26 protein-coding genes and 3 pseudogenes are annotated in these 22633 nt (G+C 69.7%); 18 read left to right on the top strand and 11 right to left on the bottom strand.

What is annotated here, in order from left to right:
• Position 1 precedes the first annotated feature (1 nt).
• The 5 genes from ACF059_RS15040 to ACF059_RS15020 all read left to right on the top strand — a co-directional run bounded on the left by ACF059_RS15040 (position 2) and on the right by ACF059_RS15020 (position 6129).
• A complete protein-coding gene (locus ACF059_RS15040) occupies positions 2 to 466 on the top strand; it encodes a hypothetical protein (RefSeq protein WP_392056460.1) in 465 nt (154 codons plus the stop codon).
• A gap of 6 nt (positions 467 to 472) precedes the next feature.
• Positions 473 to 631: a hypothetical protein gene (locus tag ACF059_RS15035; RefSeq protein ID WP_392056457.1), complete on the top strand. Its 159-nt coding sequence runs from the start codon at positions 473 to 475 to the stop codon at positions 629 to 631.
• A 289-nt stretch (positions 632 to 920) separates the two neighbouring features.
• Entirely contained in the window at positions 921 to 1442 is a 522-nt protein-coding gene (locus ACF059_RS15030) for a hypothetical protein (RefSeq protein WP_392056455.1), read from the top strand.
• 197 nt (positions 1443 to 1639) lie between these two features.
• Complete coding sequence (locus tag ACF059_RS15025) at positions 1640 to 1984, top strand: CU044_2847 family protein (RefSeq protein WP_392056453.1); 345 nt, start codon at positions 1640 to 1642, stop codon at positions 1982 to 1984.
• 5 nt (positions 1985 to 1989) lie between these two features.
• Positions 1990 to 6129 carry a trypsin-like peptidase domain-containing protein gene (locus ACF059_RS15020; RefSeq protein ID WP_392056450.1) on the top strand — a complete coding sequence of 1380 codons (4140 nt, stop codon included), beginning with the start codon at positions 1990 to 1992 and terminating at the stop codon, positions 6127 to 6129.
• Positions 6130 to 6521: 392 nt separating this feature from the next.
• On the opposite strand, the gene ACF059_RS15015 is transcribed toward ACF059_RS15020, so the two are convergent.
• Complete coding sequence (locus ACF059_RS15015; RefSeq protein ID WP_392056447.1) at positions 6522 to 6929, bottom strand: hypothetical protein; 408 nt, start codon at positions 6927 to 6929, stop codon at positions 6522 to 6524.
• Positions 6930 to 7381: 452 nt separating this feature from the next.
• Here ACF059_RS15015 and ACF059_RS15010 point away from each other — a divergent pair, with 452 nt between their 5' ends.
• Together ACF059_RS15010 and ACF059_RS15005 are read left to right on the top strand one after the other, a co-directional pair.
• On the top strand, positions 7382 to 7828 hold the full coding sequence (locus ACF059_RS15010; RefSeq protein WP_392056444.1) for a DUF732 domain-containing protein: 447 nt from the start codon (positions 7382 to 7384) through the stop codon (positions 7826 to 7828).
• Positions 7829 to 8202: 374 nt separating this feature from the next.
• Positions 8203 to 8637: pseudogene (locus tag ACF059_RS15005) on the top strand (transposase); the annotation flags it as partial.
• 31 nt (positions 8638 to 8668) lie between these two features.
• Here ACF059_RS15005 and ACF059_RS15000 read toward each other — a convergent pair.
• Complete coding sequence (locus ACF059_RS15000; protein ID WP_392056441.1) at positions 8669 to 8794, bottom strand: hypothetical protein; 126 nt, start codon at positions 8792 to 8794, stop codon at positions 8669 to 8671.
• 7 nt (positions 8795 to 8801) lie between these two features.
• On the opposite strand from ACF059_RS15000, the gene ACF059_RS14995 reads away from it, so the two are divergent.
• A complete protein-coding gene (locus ACF059_RS14995; protein ID WP_392056438.1) occupies positions 8802 to 8948 on the top strand; it encodes a DUF6221 family protein in 147 nt (48 codons plus the stop codon).
• 157 nt (positions 8949 to 9105) lie between these two features.
• A complete protein-coding gene (locus tag ACF059_RS14990) occupies positions 9106 to 9495 on the top strand; it encodes a hypothetical protein (RefSeq protein WP_392056435.1) in 390 nt (129 codons plus the stop codon).
• Between the two features lie 114 nt (positions 9496 to 9609).
• Here the strand turns inward: ACF059_RS14990 and ACF059_RS14985 are convergent, their stop codons facing one another.
• Positions 9610 to 9990 carry a hypothetical protein gene (locus tag ACF059_RS14985; protein WP_392056432.1) on the bottom strand — a complete coding sequence of 127 codons (381 nt, stop codon included), beginning with the start codon at positions 9988 to 9990 and terminating at the stop codon, positions 9610 to 9612.
• A 647-nt stretch (positions 9991 to 10637) separates the two neighbouring features.
• On the opposite strand from ACF059_RS14985, the gene ACF059_RS14980 reads away from it, so the two are divergent.
• Positions 10638 to 11315 (top strand): 2OG-Fe dioxygenase family protein, encoded by a 678-nt coding sequence (locus tag ACF059_RS14980; RefSeq protein WP_392056429.1) that lies wholly within the window; start codon positions 10638 to 10640, stop codon positions 11313 to 11315.
• 32 nt (positions 11316 to 11347) lie between these two features.
• On the opposite strand, the gene ACF059_RS14975 is transcribed toward ACF059_RS14980, so the two are convergent.
• Positions 11348 to 12496, bottom strand: a complete 1149-nt coding sequence (locus ACF059_RS14975; protein WP_392056426.1) for a glutamate--cysteine ligase — start codon at positions 12494 to 12496, stop codon at positions 11348 to 11350.
• Between the two features lie 200 nt (positions 12497 to 12696).
• On the opposite strand from ACF059_RS14975, the pseudogene ACF059_RS14970 reads away from it, so the two are divergent.
• From ACF059_RS14970 to ACF059_RS14960, 3 genes and pseudogenes are all read left to right on the top strand, one after another.
• Positions 12697 to 13817 (top strand): annotated as a pseudogene (locus ACF059_RS14970) (hypothetical protein).
• A 265-nt stretch (positions 13818 to 14082) separates the two neighbouring features.
• The gene (locus ACF059_RS14965; protein ID WP_392056423.1) at positions 14083 to 14301 is read left to right on the top strand and encodes a hypothetical protein; all 219 of its coding nucleotides are present in this window, start codon (positions 14083 to 14085) and stop codon (positions 14299 to 14301) included.
• Positions 14268 to 14936, top strand: a complete 669-nt coding sequence (locus ACF059_RS14960; protein ID WP_392056420.1) for a hypothetical protein — start codon at positions 14268 to 14270, stop codon at positions 14934 to 14936. Before ACF059_RS14965 ends, ACF059_RS14960 begins: the two co-directional genes overlap by 34 nt.
• Positions 14937 to 14976: 40 nt before the next feature.
• On the opposite strand, the pseudogene ACF059_RS14955 reads toward ACF059_RS14960, so the two are convergent.
• Together ACF059_RS14955 and ACF059_RS14950 are read right to left on the bottom strand one after the other, a co-directional pair.
• Positions 14977 to 15090: pseudogene (locus ACF059_RS14955) on the bottom strand (IS5/IS1182 family transposase); the annotation flags it as partial.
• A gap of 182 nt (positions 15091 to 15272) precedes the next feature.
• On the bottom strand, positions 15273 to 15821 hold the full coding sequence (locus ACF059_RS14950; RefSeq protein ID WP_392056417.1) for an SMI1/KNR4 family protein: 549 nt from the start codon (positions 15819 to 15821) through the stop codon (positions 15273 to 15275).
• A 241-nt stretch (positions 15822 to 16062) separates the two neighbouring features.
• Between ACF059_RS14950 and ACF059_RS14945 the strand changes: the two genes are divergently transcribed.
• The gene (locus tag ACF059_RS14945; protein WP_392056414.1) at positions 16063 to 17016 is read left to right on the top strand and encodes an IS481 family transposase; all 954 of its coding nucleotides are present in this window, start codon (positions 16063 to 16065) and stop codon (positions 17014 to 17016) included.
• Here ACF059_RS14945 and ACF059_RS14940 read toward each other — a convergent pair.
• From ACF059_RS14940 to rpmB, 4 genes are all read right to left on the bottom strand, one after another.
• Positions 17013 to 17771 (bottom strand): trypsin-like serine peptidase, encoded by a 759-nt coding sequence (locus ACF059_RS14940; RefSeq protein ID WP_392056411.1) that lies wholly within the window; start codon positions 17769 to 17771, stop codon positions 17013 to 17015. The two genes, ACF059_RS14945 and ACF059_RS14940, sit on opposite strands and share 4 nt — an antisense overlap.
• Before the next feature lie 711 nt (positions 17772 to 18482).
• Positions 18483 to 19361 (bottom strand): glycosyltransferase family 2 protein, encoded by an 879-nt coding sequence (locus ACF059_RS14935; protein WP_392056408.1) that lies wholly within the window; start codon positions 19359 to 19361, stop codon positions 18483 to 18485.
• A gap of 410 nt (positions 19362 to 19771) precedes the next feature.
• Positions 19772 to 20077, bottom strand: coding sequence for a 30S ribosomal protein S14 (rpsN, locus tag ACF059_RS14930; protein WP_392056405.1), 306 nt, complete (start codon positions 20075 to 20077; stop codon positions 19772 to 19774).
• Entirely contained in the window at positions 20077 to 20313 is a 237-nt protein-coding gene (gene rpmB, locus ACF059_RS14925) for a 50S ribosomal protein L28 (protein ID WP_366866537.1), read from the bottom strand. Before rpmB ends, rpsN begins: the two co-directional genes overlap by 1 nt.
• A 64-nt stretch (positions 20314 to 20377) precedes the next feature.
• Between rpmB and rpmG the strand changes: the two genes are divergently transcribed.
• The 4 genes from rpmG to rpsR are packed head-to-tail and all read left to right on the top strand — an operon-like array spanning position 20378 to position 22267.
• On the top strand, positions 20378 to 20542 hold the full coding sequence (rpmG, locus tag ACF059_RS14920; protein ID WP_030162346.1) for a 50S ribosomal protein L33: 165 nt from the start codon (positions 20378 to 20380) through the stop codon (positions 20540 to 20542).
• A 45-nt stretch (positions 20543 to 20587) separates the two neighbouring features.
• The gene (locus ACF059_RS14915; RefSeq protein WP_366866536.1) at positions 20588 to 20836 is read left to right on the top strand and encodes a type B 50S ribosomal protein L31; all 249 of its coding nucleotides are present in this window, start codon (positions 20588 to 20590) and stop codon (positions 20834 to 20836) included.
• Positions 20833 to 21975, top strand: coding sequence for a CobW family GTP-binding protein (locus ACF059_RS14910; protein WP_392056401.1), 1143 nt, complete (start codon positions 20833 to 20835; stop codon positions 21973 to 21975). The genes ACF059_RS14915 and ACF059_RS14910 overlap by 4 nt, the downstream gene beginning before the upstream one ends.
• A gap of 55 nt (positions 21976 to 22030) precedes the next feature.
• On the top strand, positions 22031 to 22267 hold the full coding sequence (rpsR, locus tag ACF059_RS14905; RefSeq protein ID WP_392056398.1) for a 30S ribosomal protein S18: 237 nt from the start codon (positions 22031 to 22033) through the stop codon (positions 22265 to 22267).
• A 77-nt stretch (positions 22268 to 22344) separates the two neighbouring features.
• Here rpsR and ACF059_RS14900 read toward each other — a convergent pair whose 3' ends face one another.
• On the bottom strand, positions 22345 to 22602 hold the full coding sequence (locus ACF059_RS14900; protein ID WP_360904781.1) for a DUF6158 family protein: 258 nt from the start codon (positions 22600 to 22602) through the stop codon (positions 22345 to 22347).
• Positions 22603 to 22633: the final 31 nt, after the last annotated feature.

Genomic DNA, 22633 nt, shown 5'->3' with positions numbered 1-22633 from the left:
CATGCGCACACGGAAGTCCATCCCGCTGCTCATGGGACTGCTGCTGACGCTGACCAGCTGTGCTCTGGGCGGCGGCGAGCGGGGGCCCGAGCCGTTGACGCCGATGCCGAGCGAGGTGCCGACCGGTCCCGAGTACGCGTCGGTCGACGAGGTGATCGCCGCTCTGGCGAAAGGCGGCTTCGACTGCAAGGTGACCCTGCGGAACGAGAACCAGTTCGGCTCGGACGCCACCTGCGAGGTCCAGCACCGCGCAACGACCGTCGTCAACGAGATTTCCGTTCTGAGCACGTCTCGATACAGCCGGGACGAGATCGGTGACTCGATCGCGACAGGGCGCCGGGCCTACCGGCACACCATCGTCGCCGCCGGCAACTGGTTCATCTGGGTACGGCCCGGCGCCTATGCCCACGACATGGCCAAGGCGCTGCCCGGCGCCGTAGTCCTGGAACCCCTCGTGGAGAAGTAGGCACGCGTGTCGCGTCTGAGCGGCCCACTCGCTGCACCCGGGCCCCCTTCCCTTGGAAGCTTCAACTCCTGGCTCTTCGGCGACGCCACCGCGGACCTCGACGAGTGGCTTGCGGCCATGGAGCGGATGCCCTCCGAGATCGACGTGTACGAGGAGCCGGCCTGAAGGGTGCTGCTCAAGGCTTCGGTTCCTGTATTTCCCGTGCAGGGGCGGGATTGACGGCACCTGCCAGGACCGGCCCGAGTGGGCCGACCAGGTGTGCTCCACCGGACCGGTCGGCACCGTCACCGGCGGCTCGGCACTGGACGCCGCTGAGCCGTCCCGACGGTTCGCGCGGGAGTACCTTGCACCCATTGATCGCGCCCACCGGCGCGCGGCACCGCACCACATCGGCTGACCCGGCCACAACAGGCCGGGTCAGCCGACCCATTTACCCACAGGGATGGAGGACACCATGGACGGACGAGAACGCGAGCTCCGCTACGAGCAGCTCCTTGCGCAGTGGCTGGAGCGTGTCGAGTGCGGGCTGGGTCTCCAAGTCACCGAAGGACCCCCGCCCGCATGGGTCCGGGACGTCTTCCGCGACCACGGGGAGCTGCCCTCGGAACGGTTCGCCCACATCGCCTTCGAGCGGAAACTCCGTTCCGTCCAGGACGCGTTCCCGGCAGTGGCCGCGTCCGCCGAGCGGGAGACCGGTCTGCGTGTCGACATCCAGCCGGATGCGACTCAGCCTTCGGCCGACTTCCCCGCAGGGATCGTCATGGTGGCCGAGTTGGCGATCCAATCGTTCGATCCCCCCGGGATCCGTGCGGAAGTGGCCGACGCCGTCCAGACGTACCTCGCCGATCGCTACGGACGGCTGTGGCCGCTCTGCCCGGAACACGACAGGGGCTTGCACGCGGTCACCTACGAAGGCGAAGCCCTTTGGTGGTGCAGAGCGCACGACCATCCGGGCGGCCGGATCCCCCACGATTAGCCGCGGCACCTGGAACAACTGCTACTGCGCCTCAAGGCCGACCAGCCGGACGGCAATGCTCGTGCTGCTGTTCGATCCCGGCGTCAGGAGGGGGCTCTCATACGGACCGCCCCGGGGTGCGGCACAGGTCCCCGCGGTGAGGCTGGTGGCGCCCCGTGGCGAGCCGATCGAGAGGCGGGCGAAACGTGGCGACACCAGTGACACGGATTCCGCTGGACGGCGGTGGCTTCATCCTGGTCGAGGAACCGGGCGCCGCGTGGCAGGAGGGGCCGGTGAAGGCCGGCCGCATCGGCGATGCCGTACGGGACCTGCCGGTGACGCTCGAAGCCGCGCTGGCGCCGGTCACGGCCGTCGCACGCGCCGCCCTCGACGAGCTGCGCAAGGCGAGCCCCGACCAAATCGCCGTCGAGTTCGGCATCGACCTCGCGTTCGAGGCCGGGGCCGTGATCACCAAGAGCCAGGCCAGCTGCCACCTGAAGGTGACTGTGTCCTGGAACGGCGCCGTCGCCGCCCGCCGACGCGCAGAGGCCGTCGGGAGCTGATCCGGATGACCGGCACAGGGCAGGACACCAGCGGTGGCACCTCCTCGGATCTGGTGGCGGCGGTAGCCCAGATCCTCACCCCGGACGGAACGGTGGCCGTGGCGGGCTTCCTGGTCACCGAGACCGTGGTGGTCACGTGTGCGCACGTCGTCGAGGCGGCCGGGAGCGGCCCGGGCGGCGCGGTCCTGCTGGCCTTCCCGCGTGTCGAAGGCGCGGAACGCGTGCAGGGGCAGGTGCCGAGCGGGCCATGGCGCGGAGCCGAGGGCGAGGACGTGGCGTTCATCCGGCTCGCCGCCACGCCGGCCGGTGCACGGCCGCTCCCGCTCGGCTCGGCGGACGGGTGCCGGGGGCACGGGGTGCGCTCGTACGGATTTCCCGCGCAGGCCCCACCGGAAGGACACTACCGATCCGGCGTCGTCAGCGATGTGCTCCCGGCCACGGACGGCCGGAGTCCGATCCTGCAGCTGACCGACGCCAACGACCTGACCACTGGCTTCAGCGGTGGGCCCGTGCTGGACGACGTGACCGGCCTGGTCGTCGGCATGCTGACCGAGATCACCGCGCCCGACCGGTTGGCGCGGGGCCAGAACATCGCGTACGTCACGCCGACGCAGGTACTGCGGGAGGCACTGCCGGAGCTGGTGGAGCAGGCGGTGTGCCCGTATCGGGACCTGGAGCCGTTCAAGGAGGAGCACGCCCGATGGTTCCAGGGCCGGGATGACGCGGTCCGGCAGGTCGTGGCCAACCTGGTCCGCCAGCACCGGCTGACGCTGCTGCTCGGCCCGTCGGGCTCGGGCAAGTCATCGCTGATGCAGGCGGGGGTACTGCGTGCGCTGGCAGAGGGAGAGGTGCCGGGCGGTGACCGCTGGCTGACCTTGCTCGCGCGGCCGCGGCAGGATCTGGCAGCGGAGCTCGAACGGGCAGGGCTGGCCGGGGCACGCACCGACGGGATCCGTGCGGCCGTTTCCCGACGGCTCGCGGCCGAACCGAACCACCCGCACGTCCTGCTGGTCATCGACCAGTTCGAGGAGCTCTTCACCCATGGGGCCGGTGGTCACGGGACGGGCGGCGGCGGACCAATCAGCGCCTCCACCGTCGCGGACCAGATCGTCGAAGCGGTCGACTCGCACACGGGACTCAGCGTGATCCTGGTCATGCGCGACGACTTCTATCCCCAGCTGGCCGCTCTCGCCCCCGGACTGCTGGCTGCGGCGACCCCGGGACTGCTCAACGTCCCAGGCTCCTTGAGCGACCGGGACCTGCACGACATCATCACCCTCCCCGCCGCGGACGTGGGCCTTCGGTTCCAGCCCGGGATGCCGGAGCGGATCGTCTCCGACGTCCTCGCGGTCACCCCCGAGGAAGCGTCCACCCGACAGGCACCCGCGACCGTGCTCCCCCTGCTGGAGCTGACCCTCAGCCAACTGTGGCGCCAGCGGAAGGACGGATACCTCACCCACGAGGCCTACCGCCGGATCGGAGCGGTCAGCGGCAGCCTGACAACGTGGTGTGACAGCGCCCTTGACGAGCTGTCGCCCGCGCAACGTCCCATCGCCCGCCGTATCCTGACCTCGCTGGTGCGCCCCGCCGACCCCAGCCGCCGCATCCCGGCCGTCCGCGCCCAGGTCCCCTTGAGCGAACTGCGCGAGCTGGCGGTGGAACCCGACGAGACGCCGGGCGCTGACGTCGACAGCGTCATCGCCACACTCACGCGCCACCGGATCATCACCACCCAGACGCTGCGCGATCCGCGAGACGCAGACGCTCCTCCAGGCGAACCGGTGGCCGAACTGATCCACGACGCGCTCATCCGGGACTGGGGCACGCTGCGCGAATGGGCGCGGCAGGACCGCCGATTCCACGAATGGCTCGACGCCACGAGGGAACGGCAGGCCCGGTGGGCGGAGACGAACGATCAGGGCGACCTGCTCGGCGGCACGGCGCTGGCGGAGGGCCTCGATCTGTCGCAGAAGCACCGCCTCCCCGGCGACATCGCGGCGTTCCTCACCGCCAGCCGAGACCGCCAGCGGGCGGTCGTCCGGCGCAGCCGCCGGCTCAACACGATCCTGGCCGCGTTGCTCGTTCTCGCTCTCGTCGCGGCGGCCGGTGCGCTGTTGCAGTGGCGGTCTGCGGTCACCTCACGTGAGGCAGCCCAGTCCCGTCAGCTCTCGGCCGAGTCCAACACTCTCATCACCTCGAACCCCGAGCTGGCCTCGCTCCTGGCCATTCAGGCGTACCGCACCAGCCACACGTCCGAAGCGCAGGAGAGCCTGAACAACGCCGCTGCTCTGCCCCTGCACCGGCGTCTGTTGGGCCATAGCAGCGAGGTATACGCTGTGGCGTTCAGCCCGGACGGACACACCCTCGCGAGCGGAAGCACAGACGGCACCGCACGGATGTGGGACACGGCTACCGGGAAGGCCGGCATCACACTCGACCACGTTTCCGTGGCCGTGGTCTCACTGGCGTTCAGCCCCGACGGCAGCATCCTCGCCACTGGCAGCAACGAAGGGCCGGTGCGGCTGTGGAATGTGGCCACCGGCAAGCCCCTCGCCACGTTGACCGGGCATACCGACCAGGTGAATTCCGTGGCATTCAGCCCCGACGGAAAGACGCTCGCCACCGGCAGCAACGACGCGACCGTGCGGCTGTGGGACGTCGACACCCGAAAGCCCCGCACCATCCTGCGTGAACACACCGGCATCGTGCACGCGGTGTCGTTCAGCCCCGACGGCCGCACGCTTGCCAGCGGCGGCGGCACGACCGTGCGCCTCTCGGACGTCGACAGCGGAGCGCCCCTCAGGACACTGCTCGAGACGGCAGGTGACGTGGGCTCGGTACTGTTCAGTCCCGACGGCCGCACCATCGCCACCGAAAACGGCGACGGGTCGGTAGGGCTGTGGGACGTGGACACCGGAAAGGCGCGCGCTACTCTGTCCGTGGATTTCGTCAGGTCCATGGCGTACAGCCCAGACGGAACCATGATCGTCATCGGAAGTGGCGACCACGGCGTGAAGATCTGGAACGTGGCCACCGGAGCGGCCCGCGCCGTCCTCCTCGGGCACACCAACGAGGTGCAATCGGTAGCGTTCAGCCCCAACGGACGCACCGTCGCTTCCGGCAGCCTCGACCGCAGCGTACGAGTGTGGGATGTGGCAGACCGCACCGTGCTGACGGGGCACACCGGCGCGGTGCAGGCAGTGGCGTTCCGTCCCCACAGCAGTCTCCTGGCCACTGGCGACACCCTGGGGGCAGTCAAGTTGTGGGACGCGATGTCCGGCAAGCTACACAGCACCCTCAACCACCGCGGCATCGTATTTTCGGCGGCCTTCAGTCCCGACGGAGGCACCCTCGCCACCAGTCGCGGGGACAGCGAGGTACAGCTGTGGGACGTGGCCGGCGGCAAGGTTCGCAGCACCATCACCGTCCCCGCGGACAAGGTGAACGCGGTGGCTTTCAGCCCTGACGGAACGACGCTGGCGACCGGCGCAGACGACGGGGTGACAGCGTTGTGGAACGTGAAGACCGGAAAGGCCCAGACCGCCATGGGCGAGCACACCGCCTTCCTGAGTTCTCTGGCGTTCAACCCCGACGGCAGCATGCTCGCCACGGGCAGCGGCGACCGTACGGCGCGCGTGTGGGACCTGGCCACCGGTGAAACCCGCACCGTCCTCACCGGCCACACCGACCGGGTGACATCGGTGGCATTCAGCCCGGACGGACGGACCGTCGCCACCGGAAGCTACGACCGCACCGTGCGGCTGTGGGACGCGGCAACGGGCAAGACGCGCCGCACGCTGATCGGCCACACCAGCGACGTCAACGCGGTGGCGTTCAGCCCCGACGGCCACACCATCGCCAGCGGAAGCGCAGACGGCGCCGTGCGGCTGTGGGACGTCGAGTCCGCCAAGACCCGCACCACACTGCTCGGGCACTCCGACACCGTGCAGTCGTTGGCGTTCAGCCCCGACGGCCGCACCGTCGCCTCCGGCAGCTGGGACATGACGGCGCGGTTGTGGAAAGTCGCGCTCCCTGCGCCCGCCGCAGCCATCAAGAAGATCTGCCAGTCCGTCAACCGCGACCTCACCCCCGAAGAACGGACGGCGTACCTGCGAGGCCAATCGGTCGGTCCCGTGTGCCCCTGAGCCGAGGGGGATCAGCAGCGGGAGCTCGGCCAGCACCTCCGGCACCGTCGGGCCGTCGGGCCGTCGAGGGCGGGGACGGGGAAGACGGGCGGCCTCGCGCCCGGCCCGCAGGCACGACTGCGCTTGGCCGCCTCTGCGAGCTCTACGCAGAAGCCAGCCAGCGCCGCGACACGGTGCTTCACTTCGCTACCGACGTGCTCAGCCAGCACACCACCGAGCGCGCCACCCTGCTCCGCGAGCACGACCGCGCCCTCGGCCGCCGATGACCTGGAGCAGCTCACCGCGTGGGGCTGGAGGGAACGGACCTTGTGCGGCCTACCACCCCTCGACGATGGAGGGTGATGCCAACTCCTGGGCACGCGGCTCGACGAGAGGGGATGAGCACGAGGCAGTCAGCATCCAGGGCCGGCCAGCGGAGACAACGTAAGGGCGAGGGCAGCGTTCCGCAGCTGGGCCGCCCACGTCAGCTGGTCAAGCCCCAAGGTGTACTCGATGCAGCAATCGCATTGCGGGATCAGCGCCACGAACGATTGCTCCGCCGCGGTCTCGACCTCCGTCTCCCACCAGTCGTCCGTCGCCAGGTCAGCGGGAACTATCTCTCCATCGATGAGCCTCGCCGCCATCCGGCGCAGAGCGTGGCGCCGTGCCAGGCGCCGATCCGGCAACCCGATCCCGGACTCGCCAAGTGCTTGTTCGAACGCGTCCCGAATATCGCGGGCATCCGCGTTGCGAGGCCAACCAGCGAGCTCGCACAATGCCGGGGTGTCCAGTCCGGCTGCGAGCGCCTCAGCAGCGATCATCGGCAGATCCTCCGGGCGTATCTCATCCGCCTGATAACGGCACGCCACCTCGCCCAGAGATGTGAGACCCCTCTGCGCAGAGGTTTCCGGTTCTGGTGTCGTTCCTTCTGCTCTCATGACTCTTACGGTCTCAGCACCATTGCCAGGCGAGGCACCCAGGGGCCGGCCGGCCCGCGCGGCACCCACCCCTCGTGTGCGCTTGAACCCAGGGTCCGAACCCACGAAAACACCACCGTCCGTCCTCGGGTTCCCGCAAAAAGTCCGTCACTTGGGCTCGCGAGCCTCACCGGCCTCGACAAACATCGGTATAGCCGTTTCGGCGAGAACGATCACGATGACCCAGCACAGTGCTGATCGTCGAGACAGAAGTCACGCCAGCATCCGGGGCCGTCGCGCGTCACAGATGAGCCACACCCCACCCACGCCGGTCCCGGCGCTGACACCATGACGCGATGCGCACACACCACACCATCGCTCTCCTCGCCACCGCCGGCCTCCTCGCCCTCACTGGCTGCTCCGAGGCCGTCACCAGCGAGCCCAAGCCCGACGACAAGGTCGCCGCCTCGCCGCCCGTATCGCAGTCGAGCATCGCCCCCGAGGCACTCAGCTCCGCAGCCACAGCCGCCGGCATCCCGCCCAGCCCCGCTCCCGAGCAGCGCACCATCTACCTCGCCGCGCTCAACAAGATCGACCCGGAGATCGTCAACGGCAAGGACGACAAGGCAGTCAGCCGCGGGCTGAGTCAGTGCCAGTCCATGAAGGACGAGAAGGACCCGACCAAGCGTGTCGAGTCCACGAACCGGCGCTTCATCAGCCCCAACCATCCGGACGGCTTCGGCCCCACCAAGGCCGCCTTCATCCTCGCCGCCGTACAGACCAACCTCTGCCCCACGTACTGACGGAACCACAGACGCCCCGGTGCGGTGGGTGCCGGGTGCCGCCGTGACGGGGCCCCCGGGCGGCACACCGCAGACGGGGAGGCGGCATGGCCAAGCGGACCACTGCAGCAGTCGCTCCAGCCCGACAATTCGCTCGGCATCACGCAGATGCAGCCGGACCGCGCAAGAGGTGATGGAGCGGAACCGAAGGGCATTCACGCTTCCGGACGGCACCTTCCTCGGGAGCCTCGACGACGCGGAACTTCGGCTCGGCCGCCACCTGCGAGGTACAGCACCGCCCCACGACCGTCGTCAACGAGATCTCCGTACTGAACACGTCTCGATACAGCCGGGACGGGATCGGCGACTCGATCCTGACAGGGCGCCGGGCCTAGAGCGACGGCGGCGCACGGCCTCTGGTCCTTCGCGTCACCGCAGGCCAGGCGGGTGACGCACCGGCCTTCGAAACCGTCATGGCCGACATCCGTGTTTCACGCATCGGACCCGGAAGACCGAGCACCCGGCCGGAGGCGGTTCTAGCCGATCGGGCCTACTCGTCCCGCGCGATCCGAAGTCATCTCCGCCGACGAGGTATCCGCGCAGTCATTCCCCGGCCGTCGGACCAGTTTGGCCATCGTCGCCGACGCGGCCGCGCCGGCGACCGACCGCCCGCTTTCGACGCCGAGGAATACAAGCAGCGCAACGCGGTCGAACGATGCTTCAACCGGCTCAAGCAGTGGCGTGGCCTGGCCATGCGGACGGACAAGCACGCCATTGCCTACCAAGCCGCACTGCATCTCGCGAGCATCCTCATCTGGACAAAGCGCTGACGAAGAAGGCGGGGGGCTTCAGACTGCCGGATCAGCGCGCGAGGATCACCCTATGGACGACCTTCTCAAGTTCATTCAGGCCCGGAATGAGGAAAACAACCACGCCTACGCCGAGGTGGCCTATCGCTTCGGTGGCGAGGCCATCCTCGACAGTCACCTGACCGATGCTCGACCTGATCGACATGCTTGCACGGGACTGCGAGGCCATGGACCCCACGGACCCGCGCTTCGCCGGCCTCACCTACACGCTTCGCGTACTCGCGCAGTCCTATGTGGAGCATCCGGATTACCGCGAGGATTGGCGGCCTTAGAGTCCATCAAAGAGACACCCTCCAGCCCCACCGCCCGGTGTGCCAGCGCCTCCACCTGGACAGCGGTCGTAGCCGACCCGGCTCCCGCCTCGGATACCGTGGTCCCCGACGGGGTGCCATAACGGATGTGACACCCCCCAGCGGAGGTAGTCAGCGTATGAGTTCAAAGCGCAGCAAGAATCCAGCCCTGCCCGTACTTGACGACGCATACCGACTTTCGTCGGTCAAGGACGCCGAAGAGTCCACCCGTGACTTGGCCGCCCGGCTGGCCACCACCGAGCTGCGCCGCGTCTCCCACCCCGGCCGGGTCACCTGGGAGCCCATCGATCAGGCCGAGCCCGTACCGGTCCCGCCGACCGTGGTCGACGGTGACGGGGACCTGTGGCTGCGGGACCGGGGCACTGGTACCTGGACCATGCCCGAGTTCAACCCGAAGGAGTTCCCGGCTCGCTGTGGCGAGGTTCTGACATGGAACCAGCTTGCCCGCGAGTTCGGCCCGCTGACCGCACTGGCCGACGACCGCCGCATCGGCGGCGGCCGACGCTGACCGCGCAGCCTTCTGGTATGACCGCGCCCCTGAAGCGCCCGTGACGGGAAGCTGAGAGCTCCTGCTCACCGCCGAGCTCAACGATGGCGGCGAGCAGGTGAGCGTGGTGGTCGGTCACGATGTCTCCATGGTGCAGCCGGATGTGTCGTCGCTGTCCGTGGGGTCGGGGTGGAAGAAGCGGGTGTAGCGGAGTCCGGTCTCCGGAGTGATGTTGAACACCGCGCACAGGTGCTGCGGGTCAGCTCCGCTGACGGCGGCCTGCTGGGTGAGGGCGTCGAGGGGCTGATCGAGTCGCCGCCTGAGCCGGCCGCGGGTGCAGTCGATGGCGGTGAGGGGCAGCGCTCGGGTCCGGTATGGGTAGAGCGCATGATGCCGACAAGGGGCGGCCAGCAGCTTCAGGGCGGGGTCTGTTGATCTCGGCGGCTGCGCCAGACGCTGGACGGTTTCGGGGCTCAGCAGCATGGTCACCGAGCCGGGCCGGGACCCCAGGCTCACGTTTTCGTGCGGGTTGGCCAGCAACAGCCGCTCGCCGCTTTACGCCCCCGTGCCGGTGGTGTCCGGCGCTCCCAGATGGATCGGGTTGCTCAAGGCACGTCCCCCGGCGTCGTCCTCGACGGTGACCCGGCAGTACCTCTGGCTGGACATCGCCACGGGCAGGGAGCCTTCCGTCAGGCCGTCTCCCTCCAGCACCTGCAGCCCTGGGGCACCTCCGGTGACCAAAATCTGCGCACCGGGGAGCAGCGCACCGTGATGCGGCCCTCCTCAAGGCGGATGCCGTGCAGCTCGGGGCCGGTGCTGGAGTAGTAGTGGCCGGCCTTGAGCGCCGAGAGCAGGGCTTCCGGGTCGAGGGACTCGGCCCTTACCTGTACCCACGCCCCGCACCCCGGCGGATCCTGCGGCTGAAAGTGAGCGTCGTCCGCGGCATAGGCGTTCAGCCGGTGCCCGCGGATGGGGCGGCGACGGTGCAGGGAGCACCCGGGTGGTGCGCAGGGGATGCAGTGCACCGTGGAGAGCGCGACCATGGGCCCGTGGATGAAGGAGAGGACATCACGCGAGCGGACCGGCGCACCGCACGCCTGGCGGACGGCGAACACAGGGCCGGGAGTACTGCCCTAGAGCGGTGGCAGGAAGCACGCTCGGTCGTGGCGTCGCGTGCCTGGCACCTCATGCCGCCGGCCGAGCTCAGTGCGTGCCTGGGCGTCGACCGCGGTGTGTGGGAGCGGCTCGCCGTGCACTGGGACGACCTTGCGGTGGATCCGTACGCCGCCGAGACCGGTACACGCCGCCTGCGCCGCTACGGGCAGTTCGTGCTGTCCCGCTCCGGTGAGATCACGGCGGTGCCTCACGAGGTCTTCGTGCAGCCGCACGCCAGCAATCCGCTCTACGTCGATGTCGAGCGTCGCTTCGAGCCGCTCACGGAGGAGTTCCAGGCCGAGCCGGTGGTGACCGCGTTGATCCGCATGCTCGGCGAGGTCGCGGCGGGCCTGGACGACGTGGAGGAGTGGACCGTCAAGGTTCACCCGTTCAGAGTGATCGCGCAGGCGGACAGCGCGGGCCAGCCCACCCCCGAAGGCCGGCACAAGGACGGAGTCACCCTGGTGACATCGCTCCTGATCGGCCGGGAGAACGTCACCGGCGGCCAGAGCACGCTGTACGACGAGGACGGGAGACCTATCACGGCCGCCACGCTGACCGAGCCGGGGACTCTGCTCCTGAACGACGACCGGGTGACCTGGCACGAGGTCTCCGCGGTCCGCCCGCTGGACGCCGGCCGTCCCGGCCACCGCGATGTCCTGGTCACCACCCTCGCCGCCCGCTGACCTCAATCCTCAAAAGCTCAGTCCTCAAAAGCTCAGCCCTCGAAGGCCAGGCCGCGGCCTGTCGCCAGCACGAGCTGGTCCACCGCTGCCGCGGGGCCGGCCGGGCCGGCAGCCCAGGCCCGCTGCCGCAGCGCCCCGTCCCCCCGGGTCGCCAGGCGCTGAAACAGTGCGGTCACCTCCTCCAGATCCCCGAACTCCTCCAGTGCCGGCCGCACCACACCCACAAGATCGTCGGCGATGTCCGCCACCGGCCTCACCCGTCCGGTCAACGCGTCGAAGCCATTCCCGCTCCACCCGTCCCGGGCCGCCCGCCAGCACGCGGCCCGCAGCACCTCCCCCGACCAAGCCGGCCCCGGATCACCACGCCGCGCACGGCCGGCCGCGGTGACCACCAGAGCGCGCAGGAGCACCGCGACCGCGACGGTGTCGTCAAGGTCCTGCAGGACGTCCATCGCACGGATTTCCAGGGTGGGCAGTCTCGGGTTGGGCCGCAGGTCCCAGAACGGCATACCCGCGTCCAGCATGGCCTCGGTATCCGCAATGACCACCGCGAGCCGCTCATGTTCCTCCAGCGACGCCGCGTACGGCGGCGGCCCCAGGCACGGGAAGCGGCTGCGAATCACCGTGCGCCAACTGGCGTACCCGGTGTCACCTCCCCGGTGAAACGGCGAGTTCGCACTCAACGCGATGAGCAGAGGCAGCCAGGGGCGCAGATGGTTGCCCGTCAGCACGGCCAGCTCCCGGTCGGGAAGATGGACGTGGACGTGCAGCGCGCTGATGGCGAAGTCGTCCATCATGCTCCGGTACTGCAGACGCCCGGCCAGGTAGCGCGGATGGTCAGCCACCTGCGCGGGCCCGGGCTCCTGCATGACCGCGGTGCCCGACGCGCACAACCGGACCCCCTCCGTCCGGGCCGCAGCGACCAGCGCCCCACGCACCCTCCCAAGTTCCCCACGCAGCTCTCCGGCCGTTCGGCACGGCGGCGTCCGTCCCTCGACCTGGCACAGCGCGAACTCCTTCGTCACCAGATCCCCCACCTCGCCCGCGGCCCGCGCAGCGACCGCCGGCCCTGCGGGAACGACGAAGCGGGTGTGCGGGTCGACAAGGAAGAACTCCTCCTCCACCCCGATCGTCGGTGGTTGCTCAACGGACAGGGCGGCGGAAGAAGAGGACACGTTCATGCCCCCAGCATTCCTCCCAGCCGCCGCTGAAGCGTGCGGCACGCGCAATTGCACCACTGCGGGAGGTACCCGGCAGGTCGGGGATTCGAACGGCGGTCTCACACCGTGGCGGTGCACAGCCGCGCGCCGGGGATGAAAAACACATGGGACGGTCGGCCGCAGAGTTGCGACGATGCCCCCTCCTTCTTCGCGGAGGACATTTGTTCGTATTCGTGTGTGCGGGATGTGCGCCGAGCTGACCATCCCGCTGTCCCCGGTCGCGCTGCCCGCCCATGCCCATCAGAACTACGGGAACGGGATGCGGCTCCCGGTGCTCATGGAGTCGGGCACATTCGCCGTGGAACCGGAGCCCTGGGGCGCGCCGTGGCGGAGGTGGGAGGAGATCGACCCGGAGGAGGCGGCCCGCGGCATCTACGCTCCGCTCCACGCACTGTCCGACAGCGCACCCGGCGCCGTGGTCATCGCCCCCGGGGATACCCGCGGCACCGTGCTCGTCCCGCACGCAGCCGGCGGCTTCTGCTGCGGCCTCGACTGGGGTGACGGCCCGAACATGGCCTGCGAGACGTGCGGCCTGCCGGTGGCGAGCCGGATCGACGACTGCTCACTCTGGCAGGCGGTCTGGCTCGCTCCGGATGCCGTGCACCGCCTCCAAGTCGACGACACCGACTCCGCCACCGCGATCCTCTCCTGGGAGGAGCTGCTGGAGGCGGGGGAAGCCACGCCCCGATCGAGCCGATCACCAGATGGGGCTCGCTCTGCGGACCGGACCACTGGCGGGCCTGGAGCCCACGGTGGGAAGCGGCGGCAGGCCGGGCCCTGGCCCACCTGCTGGCAGCTTCCGATGGCCGACCGCTGACGGTCCCGCCCGGCCTGATCACCGAAGTGTTCCGACGTGCCCTCGACGCCCTGCTGCCCGCAGGACAGCCAGGACAGCCAGCGCGACGCGCCGTCCTGGCCGGACCAGGACTGTCCGCCACACCCCCTGCCCGGACGCCGACACGATCCTCGTGCCGCCCCACCCGCAGACGCGGGAACTCTGGAGCCCGGCCGGACCGGACGCATCTGCACGCCCGGTACCACTTCCGTTCGGGATATGGATGTGGATGCCTTCCCCGAAGCACACCTCCACCTCCCCACCTCGGGAACCATGCCCGACGGCGTACTGCGCGACGGCCCGCCCCCGCCGCGCCCCCACCGCCTGTTCCGAGCCGACCCGGGAGTCTTCCAGCACACCTTGGTCCGATTGCCCGAGGTCCGCAGCCCGTGGCTGCGCGACATCCTCGACAACCTCACGCACCACAGGCAAGCCGGACTCTTCTAGCGAACCGCCAGATGACGCTTCCCGGTCGGCACGCGGGGGCTGATGGTGAACGGCTCTTAAAAGCCGATGGAGAATGTTCAGGCGGGCGAGATGGTGCTGGTGACCGAGCCCGGCGGCGAAATCCGAGCTGACCCAACCCCGGCGCCCCGGCCCGTGGAGTCGGTGTCGTTCACTTCCGCGTACACGGACGAGATCTTCGTACGCCTCACGATCACCGGTGAGGGCGCGTCCAGTCGTCTGTCACCTCCACCGAGAACAACCGGTCTTGGCTGCCCGAGTGCGCGCGTCGGCGACCACGTGGGGACAACCCCAGGGCGCACAGGCCACGGTGATCGCCACCACCCAGTACGCCGACCACCAGGACACCTACGACCTCGACACCATCAAAAGGGGCCACAGACCAGGCGGCTTCTACGTCCTGACCGCTTACCCGCTGCAAGGAGCAAGGCCATGCACGACCCCGCAGGACAGCACGAGTACGTGACCTTCGATTTCGGTGTGACCCGTCTCGGCGCCTCCTTCCACCAAGACTGGTCCAGTAACGCCGACACACCGCTGGACCACGTGCGCAACCTGCACGGACCCGACGGTGACCCCGGCTTCGTCCTGCCCATCGTCGAGGACATCCTGCGGCTGCGGGACTCCAGCCTCGACGGACAGGACCTCCACCTCCTGTGGTCCGCGACCGGCGACGGTACGCCCTGGATCCAGGGGCGGGAACGGGCCTGGCTGGACGAACTGCTGTCGGCGATCATCCCTCTCGCGCAGGCACGCGGTGCCTCACCCGTCTCGTACACGACATATCCGGTGTGCGTACCGGTCGGTGCCGGCGCGGCGGCGGCTGAACACCGGCAGCTGGCCGCGGAGGTGGTGGACCTGGTCGGACTGCTCGACCAGGTCCAGCCTTGGGCTCACACGCCGCTGGAACAGACCCGGAAGTCGCTGGTGCGCTGCGCGGAGACGGTGTGCTCGGAGCTGGCGTTCCGCTTCCTGGTGAACGCCGCTCACCAATTCTGTTCGCGCCTGTCACTCGACACATACGGCCGCCTCGAACGCCTCAGCGCGGCATTCGGGCACGGCCCACACCTGGTCGACGCGGTCGAGTACCTCACGGACTGACCCGGGTACACGGCGCCCCCTTGAAGACGTCGGCCTGGGTGAAAGCTGGTGCATCACCAGCCTGGACGGGTGTGATGACGAAGGCCAGAGGGCGGCAACGGCCGTCGGCTGCGAGGTGGACCTTCGTGGTCAGTCCACCCCGGGAGCGTCCAAGGGCATGGTCGGCTGGCTCGCCTGCTGGAGCGCCTTTTTACGGGCTCCAGCGGCGTGCTGATGGGCTCGGACGATCGTGGAATCGACTGCTACAACCCAGTCCACATCGCGATCGGCGTCGGCCTGGGCGAGAAGAGCGGTGAAGACCTTCTCCCAGGTCCCGGATGATTCGAAGAGGACGCCTTATCTGTTCCGCCAGTTCACAAAGGACACCTCGTCCTGGAGGACCACGCTGATCGTCTCCTCTCGAAAGGCCGCGTCGCTCAGGAGCTTATGAAGGAACCCGGCCATCCCGAGAGAGTGCAACTGCATCTCGGGACTGGTGTGCCTTCCGCATATCAGGACAGGCCATTGATCCGGGTCGTCATCCGTGGTCACCCAGCAGTAGATGTCTGCGCCCGACGTCACGCCCCACGCAAGAATGGACCCGGGGTCCACGTCGAAGTCGGCGTCGTCGCGGCACATCTCCCAGGTGTAGCGGGCGTTCTCCGTCTCGTCATGCAGGCCAGGCCCTGCCGTGTACGGGTACCCCTCCGCTCGCAACGCCGGCAGCAGGATGTCGATCCCGTCGCTGATCACACCCGACCCATACAGCTCCATGAAACGGACGTAGTCTGCGGGGAAGCGGGTTCCCCAAGCCGCCTCAACCTCGGCCCAGTCGACCCGCTCGTCTACCCCGTGAGTCACTGGCATGAGCTCCGCCAGTGCCGCCACTGCGTCTGTCCCGCGCATGTCCTACCCCTTGTCCCGCCGACCGCACTATGCGGCACGACGCATCCGAGGACCCAACCTACGAGGACGGACTCTGTGGCGAATCTCCGGGGCGGAGCCTCCGGAGCTTCAAGATCCGAAAGAGACGGCCTAGTTGTGTTGTCCCGGGACGTTGGTGACACGCGTGCTGGTTCTTGAAATGGGTGAGGGCCTCCGGGTTCGGTGTGGATTGCGACATCTCCACCGATCCGAGGAGGCCCTCGTGGTCCACCGTAATGCCCCGCTGACCGAGACCGGACGTCTTCGGCTGGCCCGCTGTGTCGTGGACGACGGGTGGCCCGTGCGCCGGGCAGCGGAACGTTTCCAGGTCAGCCACACCACCGCGGCCCGCTGGGCCACCCGCTACCGCACACTGGGCGTCGCCGGAATGAGTGACCGGACCAGCCGCCCCCACCGCCAGCCACGACGGACCACGGCCGAGGTCGAGGAACATGTGCTGCGGCTCAGGCGCGAGTACCGGATCGGACCCCTGCGACTGGCCGCCCGCGCCGGAATCGCGCCCTCGACCGCCCACCGCATCCTCATCCGCCACGGTCAGCCGGCCCTGGCCGTCCTCGACCGGGCCACCGGCGAACCCATCCGCCGCTACGAACGCTCCCGGCCGGGCGAACTGATCCACATCGACGTCAAAAAACTCGGCAGGATCCCCGACGGCGGCGGCCACAAGACCCTCGGCCGGGCCGAAGGCCGGCGCAACAAGACCGGCACCGGCTGGGCCTACCTTCACACCGCCCTGGACGACCACACCCGCCTCGCCTACACCGAGGACCTGCCCGACGAGACAGCCCCCACCTGCGCCGCCTTCCTGACCCGCGCCGTCGCGTGGTTCGCAGAACGAGGCGTCACCGTCGAACGCGTCCTGACCGACAACGCCTGGGCCTACAGCAAGAACACCTGGCGCGACACCTGCCGCGACCTGTGCATCAGCCCGCGATGGACCAGGCCTTGGCGGCCGCAGACCAACGGCAAGGTCGAACGCTTCCACCGCACCCTGCTCGAGGAATGGGCCTACCAGCAGCCCTACACCTCAGACGCCGAACGACAGACTGCGTTCACCGACTGGATCGACTGGTACAACTACCACCGACCCCACACCGGCATCCAAGGCCACACGCCCGCCAGCCGCGTCACCAACCTGTCCGAACAACACACCTAGTCGCCTTGCTCGGACTCCTGGTAGAGCCGCTGGGCGAAGGCGCCGAGGGCCGTTCCGTAGCTCGCCTTGGCGTCGCTGCTGATGTTCACCGCGACGACGCTGCCCTCGGCAGGGTCACCCGAGAGGTACGGGCCGCCGCTCGACCCCCGCCCCATGATGCAGGGAACGCGCAACAGCGCCTTCCTGCCCGACCAGGTGCTGACGCCCGAGCAGTACAGGACCTGGTTCGTGTACGGATAGCCGAAGAAATTTGCATCCGTGCCCGGTTGCGCAGTGAAGGAGATCGGCTGGACGCCGGTGAACTCGGAGATGTTCCGTCCGTCGGGACCGGGGTTCATCTCCAGCATGGCGACGTCCCGTCCGTACGTCTCCCAGTCCTCGGCCATCCGTACCCGACGCACCGTGAAACCACCGGCGGGCCCCGCTCCGTTCTCGTACCCCGGTACGAAGTAGAGGCCCACGTCCCAGGTGGCCTCCCTGGCGGGAGCGCCTTCGACCGACGTTCTCACGCAATGCGCGGCGGTGATCACAGTGCGGCGGCCGACGACCGTTGCCGTGCAGGCACCGGAGCCGCCATCCGCGCCCGACGCGTAAACTCGCCCGACCGTCCGGGCTATCGAGCCGCCGCCCTTCCACGCGGGCTGGACCAGGTCGTCCTTGGCGTCCCAGCGGGCCACGTCCGCGATGCCGCCACCCGCCCAGTGGTCTTCGGCCGCGCGGCGGTCCTCCACCCGGGTGGCGTCCTCGTGAACCACGATGCGTGTGTCGGCGGGTGCAGGACCATCACCTCCTTCGGTGAGCAACGGGCCGCAGCCCGTGGTCCCCCACAGAGTGAGGGCGGCCACGGCAGCCGTTCCCCATGTACGCGTGTTCCCCATGCCCCTGTTGTCCCTTGTTCAGTTCCCGTGGTCGCCGCCAAACCGACGGGAGTACGGGCAGCGTCCTTCTTCGGCCGCTGTCCGAAACCTGCACACGCGCGGTCGATCACTGCGCAGAGCCTACGAGAGCCCGGGAGGGCCCACATGACCGGGTGGCCGGGCGGAGCATCGTCACCAGGACGGTCGACGGCGACGGCCCGCTTTCGACAAAGGACACCCTCGGGGCCGCATCAGGCTTCCTTGGCGGCGGCAGTCGCGGAGGATCTTCCAGGTCTTCATCCTGACGAAGACGGACTCGACAGGGGCCCTGACGATTGAGCGGCTACGCGTATACGCCGGTCCTGCCAGGCGCTCGGACCGCGGGGTCGCCCCCGCCTGGGCGGGGACGGTCTCCAATGGCTTCAGCCCAACCCTCACGGCTGGGATCATCCCCGCGTACGCGGGGAACGGACTGGTGACTGACCCGGCAGTCGGGGCGGGCAGCAATCCGTTGTGAAGCACTTCCCTCGATTCCGGCCTAGGCGACGAGCACGTTCGATCCTTATCCCCCCGCACGCACCCCGGATGCTGTCCACGACCACCAGGCGGTCAGATCACCGGTGGTCGGCCCAGCCGGGTCATCCGCCACACCGTCCGCCATCGCATGGGCCGCCGTGGCGGGCACGGGACCCGGACGCCTTCGAAGAAGCCGGCCCACCAGGACCTGAGCCCGTGGAGCGGCGGTCTCTGAGCCATCGTGTACGCGGCCCAGGTGGCGAGGTAGACCGGCACCAGCACGACGGGCAGGTGGCGCTTGGCGAGCCAGACGCGGTTGCGGGCGGTCATCCGGTAGTAGACCGCGTGCCGGGCGGGAGAGGTTCGGGGGTGCTGCAGCACGAGCTGCGGCTCGTAGAGGATGTCCCAGCCCGCGTCGAGCGCCCGCCAGGCCAGGTCGGTCTCCTCGTGGGTGAAGAAGAACGCGTCCGGCCAGCCGCCCGTCTCCTCCAACATCTCCATCGATAGGGCGTGGCCACCCCCGAGGAACGTCGTGACCAGGCCCCGCCGCATCGGATCCTTCGCCCGCAGGCGGGGGATGTGGCGGCGCTGGGTCTCCCCCGTCTCGTCGGCGATCCGGAAGCTGACGATCCCGAGCCGGGCCTCGGCCTCGTAGAGGTCGGCAAGGCGGCGCACGACGTCGGCGCCGACGAGCAGCCCGTCGTCGTCCAGGTCCACCAGTACGTCGACGTCTGCGAACTCCCGCAGCCGCCTCCAGGCGACGTTCCGGCCGCCGGACACCCCCAGGTTCTCCGCCAGCTCCACCCCGACGACACCCTCGGGCAGACCGGGCAGCGCACAGCCGTTGCCGACCACGACGATCCGGGCTGCGGGCTCGTCCTGCCGGGCGACCGAGTCCAGCAGCGCCCGCAGCTCGGGCATCCGGTCACCCATCGTCAGCACGGCCACGCCCACCCGCGGTCGGGACACCATCCACCACTTCCTTCCAGGCACCGGGTGAAACGGCGAGCGTACCGCCGCCCGACCCCCTGCCCGGGCCACGCGAAGGGCACCACGTCATGACACCGCTCCTGCTCGGCGACTACGTCTCGGCCCCCCGTCCGCGGTCCCCTCTCCCGGGGCCCGTACGGGAACCTGGACACCTGCGACCTCGCCCTGGTTCCTCGCCCACTGATCCCAACTCCACCGCCAGGGCCATGAACCCCTCGGCGACGTCGGCCGCATCCACCCGACCGCCTTCGTTCACGCCCAGGCGATCGTCGGGGACGGCCCCGGAATCTTCCAGCACACCTTGGTCCGACTGCCCGACGTCCGCAGCCCGTGGCTGCGCGAGGAGCGGCCCGCACCGCGCGGGGTGCGGGCCGCTCCGGGGCGGACGGTCGTCACCAGGAGGACTTGGTGACGCCCGGGAGGAAGCCGGCGTGCGCCTGTTCGCGCATGCGGACTCGGGAGAGGCCGAACCTGCGCAGGTGGCCGCGTGGGCGGCCGTCCACGCTGTCGCGGTTGCGTACCCGGGTGGCGCTGGCGTCGCGGGGCTGACGCCTGAGCTCCGCCAGCGCGTCGGCCCGTTCGGCCTCGGTCGAGGACGGCAGGCGCAGGAGCTCCTTCAGTTCCGCCCGCCGGGCGGCGTAGCGCCGGACGACCGCCTTGCGCTTCTCGTTGCGCGCGATCTTGCTCTTCTTCGCCATCAGACCTTCTCCCCGCGCGCCCGGATGCGGGCCACGGCGCTCTCGACGCCGATGGCGTCGACGGTCTTGATCGCCTTCGCGCTGAGGGTGAGGCGGACGTACCGCCCCTCGCCCGCCAGCCAGTACCTCTTGCGCTGGATGTTGGGGTCGAACCGGCGCGAGGTGCGCCGGTGGGAGTGGGAGATGGAGTTGCCGAAGCCCGGTCGGGCGCCGGTCAGCTGACAGTGCGCGGACATGGTGGTGCCTGCCTCTCGTAGGGGGCCATATTGGAAATGGAAATCATTGCCATATACTAGCCCCATGGCACGCAACGAAGTACGCCCGATCGTCAAACTCCGCTCCACCGCCGGCACCGGCTACACCTACGTCACCCGCAAGAACCGCCGGAACGACCCGGACCGCATGGTGCTGCGCAAGTTCGACCCGGTGGTCCGCCGGCACGTCGACTTCCGCGAAGAGCGCTGACCTCTCCTTGACCGACCGTCTGTCCCACCGCCTGAAGGACTCCCCATGAAGCCCGGCATCCACCCCGCCTACGGCCCCGTCGTCTTCCGCGACAAGGCCGCCGACTTCGCCTTCCTCACCCGCTCGACCGCCACCAGCGACAAGACCGTCGTCTGGGAGGACGGCCACACCTACCCCGTCATCGACGTCGAGATCTCCTCGCAGAGCCACCCCTTCTACACCGGCACCGCACGCGTCCTGGACACCGCCGGGCGCGTCGAGCGCTTCCAGCGCCGCTACGGGAGCAAGCCGTGACCCTGCCCGTCGTCATCGTCGGCGGTCTCCACTCGGAGGCCCGCCGGGCGGCGGTGGGGGCGCTGCTCCACACCGTGCCCGGCAGCGTCGCGCTGCACCACGACCTCTCGACGGCGGCCGAGGGCACCGTACGGCGCACCGTGCGCGACGCCTCCGGCCTCCTCGATACGGGCGAGACCCCGCTGGTCAACGACTGCGCGTGCTGCGCGCTGCGCGAGGACCTGGTCCCGGAGCTGAGGCGGCTGGCCGCGGACGGGTCGACCCGGCTCGGCGTCGTCGAGCTGTGGGACTCCGTCGAACCGCGCGCGATGGCCGAGGTCATCGACGCGCACGGCGGGGAGGACCTGGAGCTCAGCAATGTGATCACCGCAGTCGACCCGGCGCTGGTGCTGCCCTACCTCGCCAACGGCGACGACCTCGCCGAGGCCGGGCTCGCCACGGCGGCCACCGACCAGCGGACGGTCGGGGACACCTGGGCGAGGCAGCTGGAGTACGCGCCCGTCCTGGCCCTCGTCGACAGCGCGGACGCGGACGACGAGGACCGTGCGCTGCTGGCCCAGCTCCACCCGACCGCTCGCCGGGTGGAGACCGGGTCCGGTGAGCTGGCCCGGATCGCCTTCGCCGGCTTCGACGCGGAGGCGGCGGCCGCCGCCCAGCACCCGGCCTGCGCGCTCCTGCCGCAGGAGGCGGACGAGGCCGGGGTCGCCACCCTGGTCTGGCACCGCCACCGTCCCTTCCACCCGGAGCGGCTCTACCACGCGCTGGAGGACCTCGTCTGTGCGGCGGCCCGCAGCCGTGGCCGTTTCTGGCTCGCCGACCGTCCCGACACCCTGCTGGCCTGGGACGCCGCGGGCGGCGCGCTCTGTGTGGAGAACAGCGGCCCGTGGCTGGCGTCGCTGCCCGACGCCGCCTGGGAGATGGTGCCTCCCGTCCGCAGGGCGGCCGCCGCCCTGGGCTGGCACCCGGAGCACGGTGACTGCTGCCAGCACCTGGTCTTCACCTCACCGGGCCTTGACCGCGACGGCCTGGTCCGGCTCCTGGAGTCCTGCCTGCTGACCGATGCCGAGCTGGCCGGGGGACGCGAGGCGTGGCAGCGCCTGCCCGCCGCCTTCGACGCCCTCCTCGACCCCGTCTCCTGACCCCGTGAACCCGTAACCGAGAGCCCGAGAAGCCCGAGAAACCCGAGGAATCCGCATGGCCCGCCGTCACGACACCCGCAAGCCGCTCAAGGCCCGTCCCAACCCCCTGGACGCCGCCGAGATCACACACATCGACTACAAGGACACCGACCTGCTGCGGAAGTTCATCTCCGACCGCGGCAAGATCCGCAGCCGTCGCGTCACTCGGGTCAGCGCCCAGCAGCAGCGCCGCCTCGCCGCGGCGATCAAGAACGCCCGGGAGATGGCGCTGCTCCCCTACGGCGCCCGCTGACCGACACCGGACACCGGACTACGCCGACGCCGAGGGCCTCACCCCGTACGGGGGCCGGGCCCTCGGCGTTCGCGCCCTCAGTCCCCGGCGCCACGGGCACGGGCGCCCGAGCGCGTGCGGCCCGCGGTCTGCGCCCGCTGCGGGTGGCGGCGTACGTACTCGTGCTCCAGCTCGTTCATCCGCTTCGTGTGGGTGACCAGGGCTTCGTCGGACCCGTGGAGCAGGGTCTCGTGGCGCGTGCGGTGGATCGCCTCCAGCTCCTTGAGCAGGCGGCCCTCCTCCAGTTTCGACGCCGACGGACCGCCGTCGTGCTCCGTCGCGGAACGTTCCGTCATGGCACACCTCCTCCGCCGGGCGGCGGGATCG

Source organism: Streptomyces sp. NPDC016562 (assembly GCF_043076955.1).
Taxonomy (GTDB): domain Bacteria; phylum Actinomycetota; class Actinomycetes; order Streptomycetales; family Streptomycetaceae; genus Streptomyces.
The sequence above is the reverse complement of the archived record's forward strand: the minus strand, read 5'-3'. Positions and strand labels throughout refer to the sequence as shown.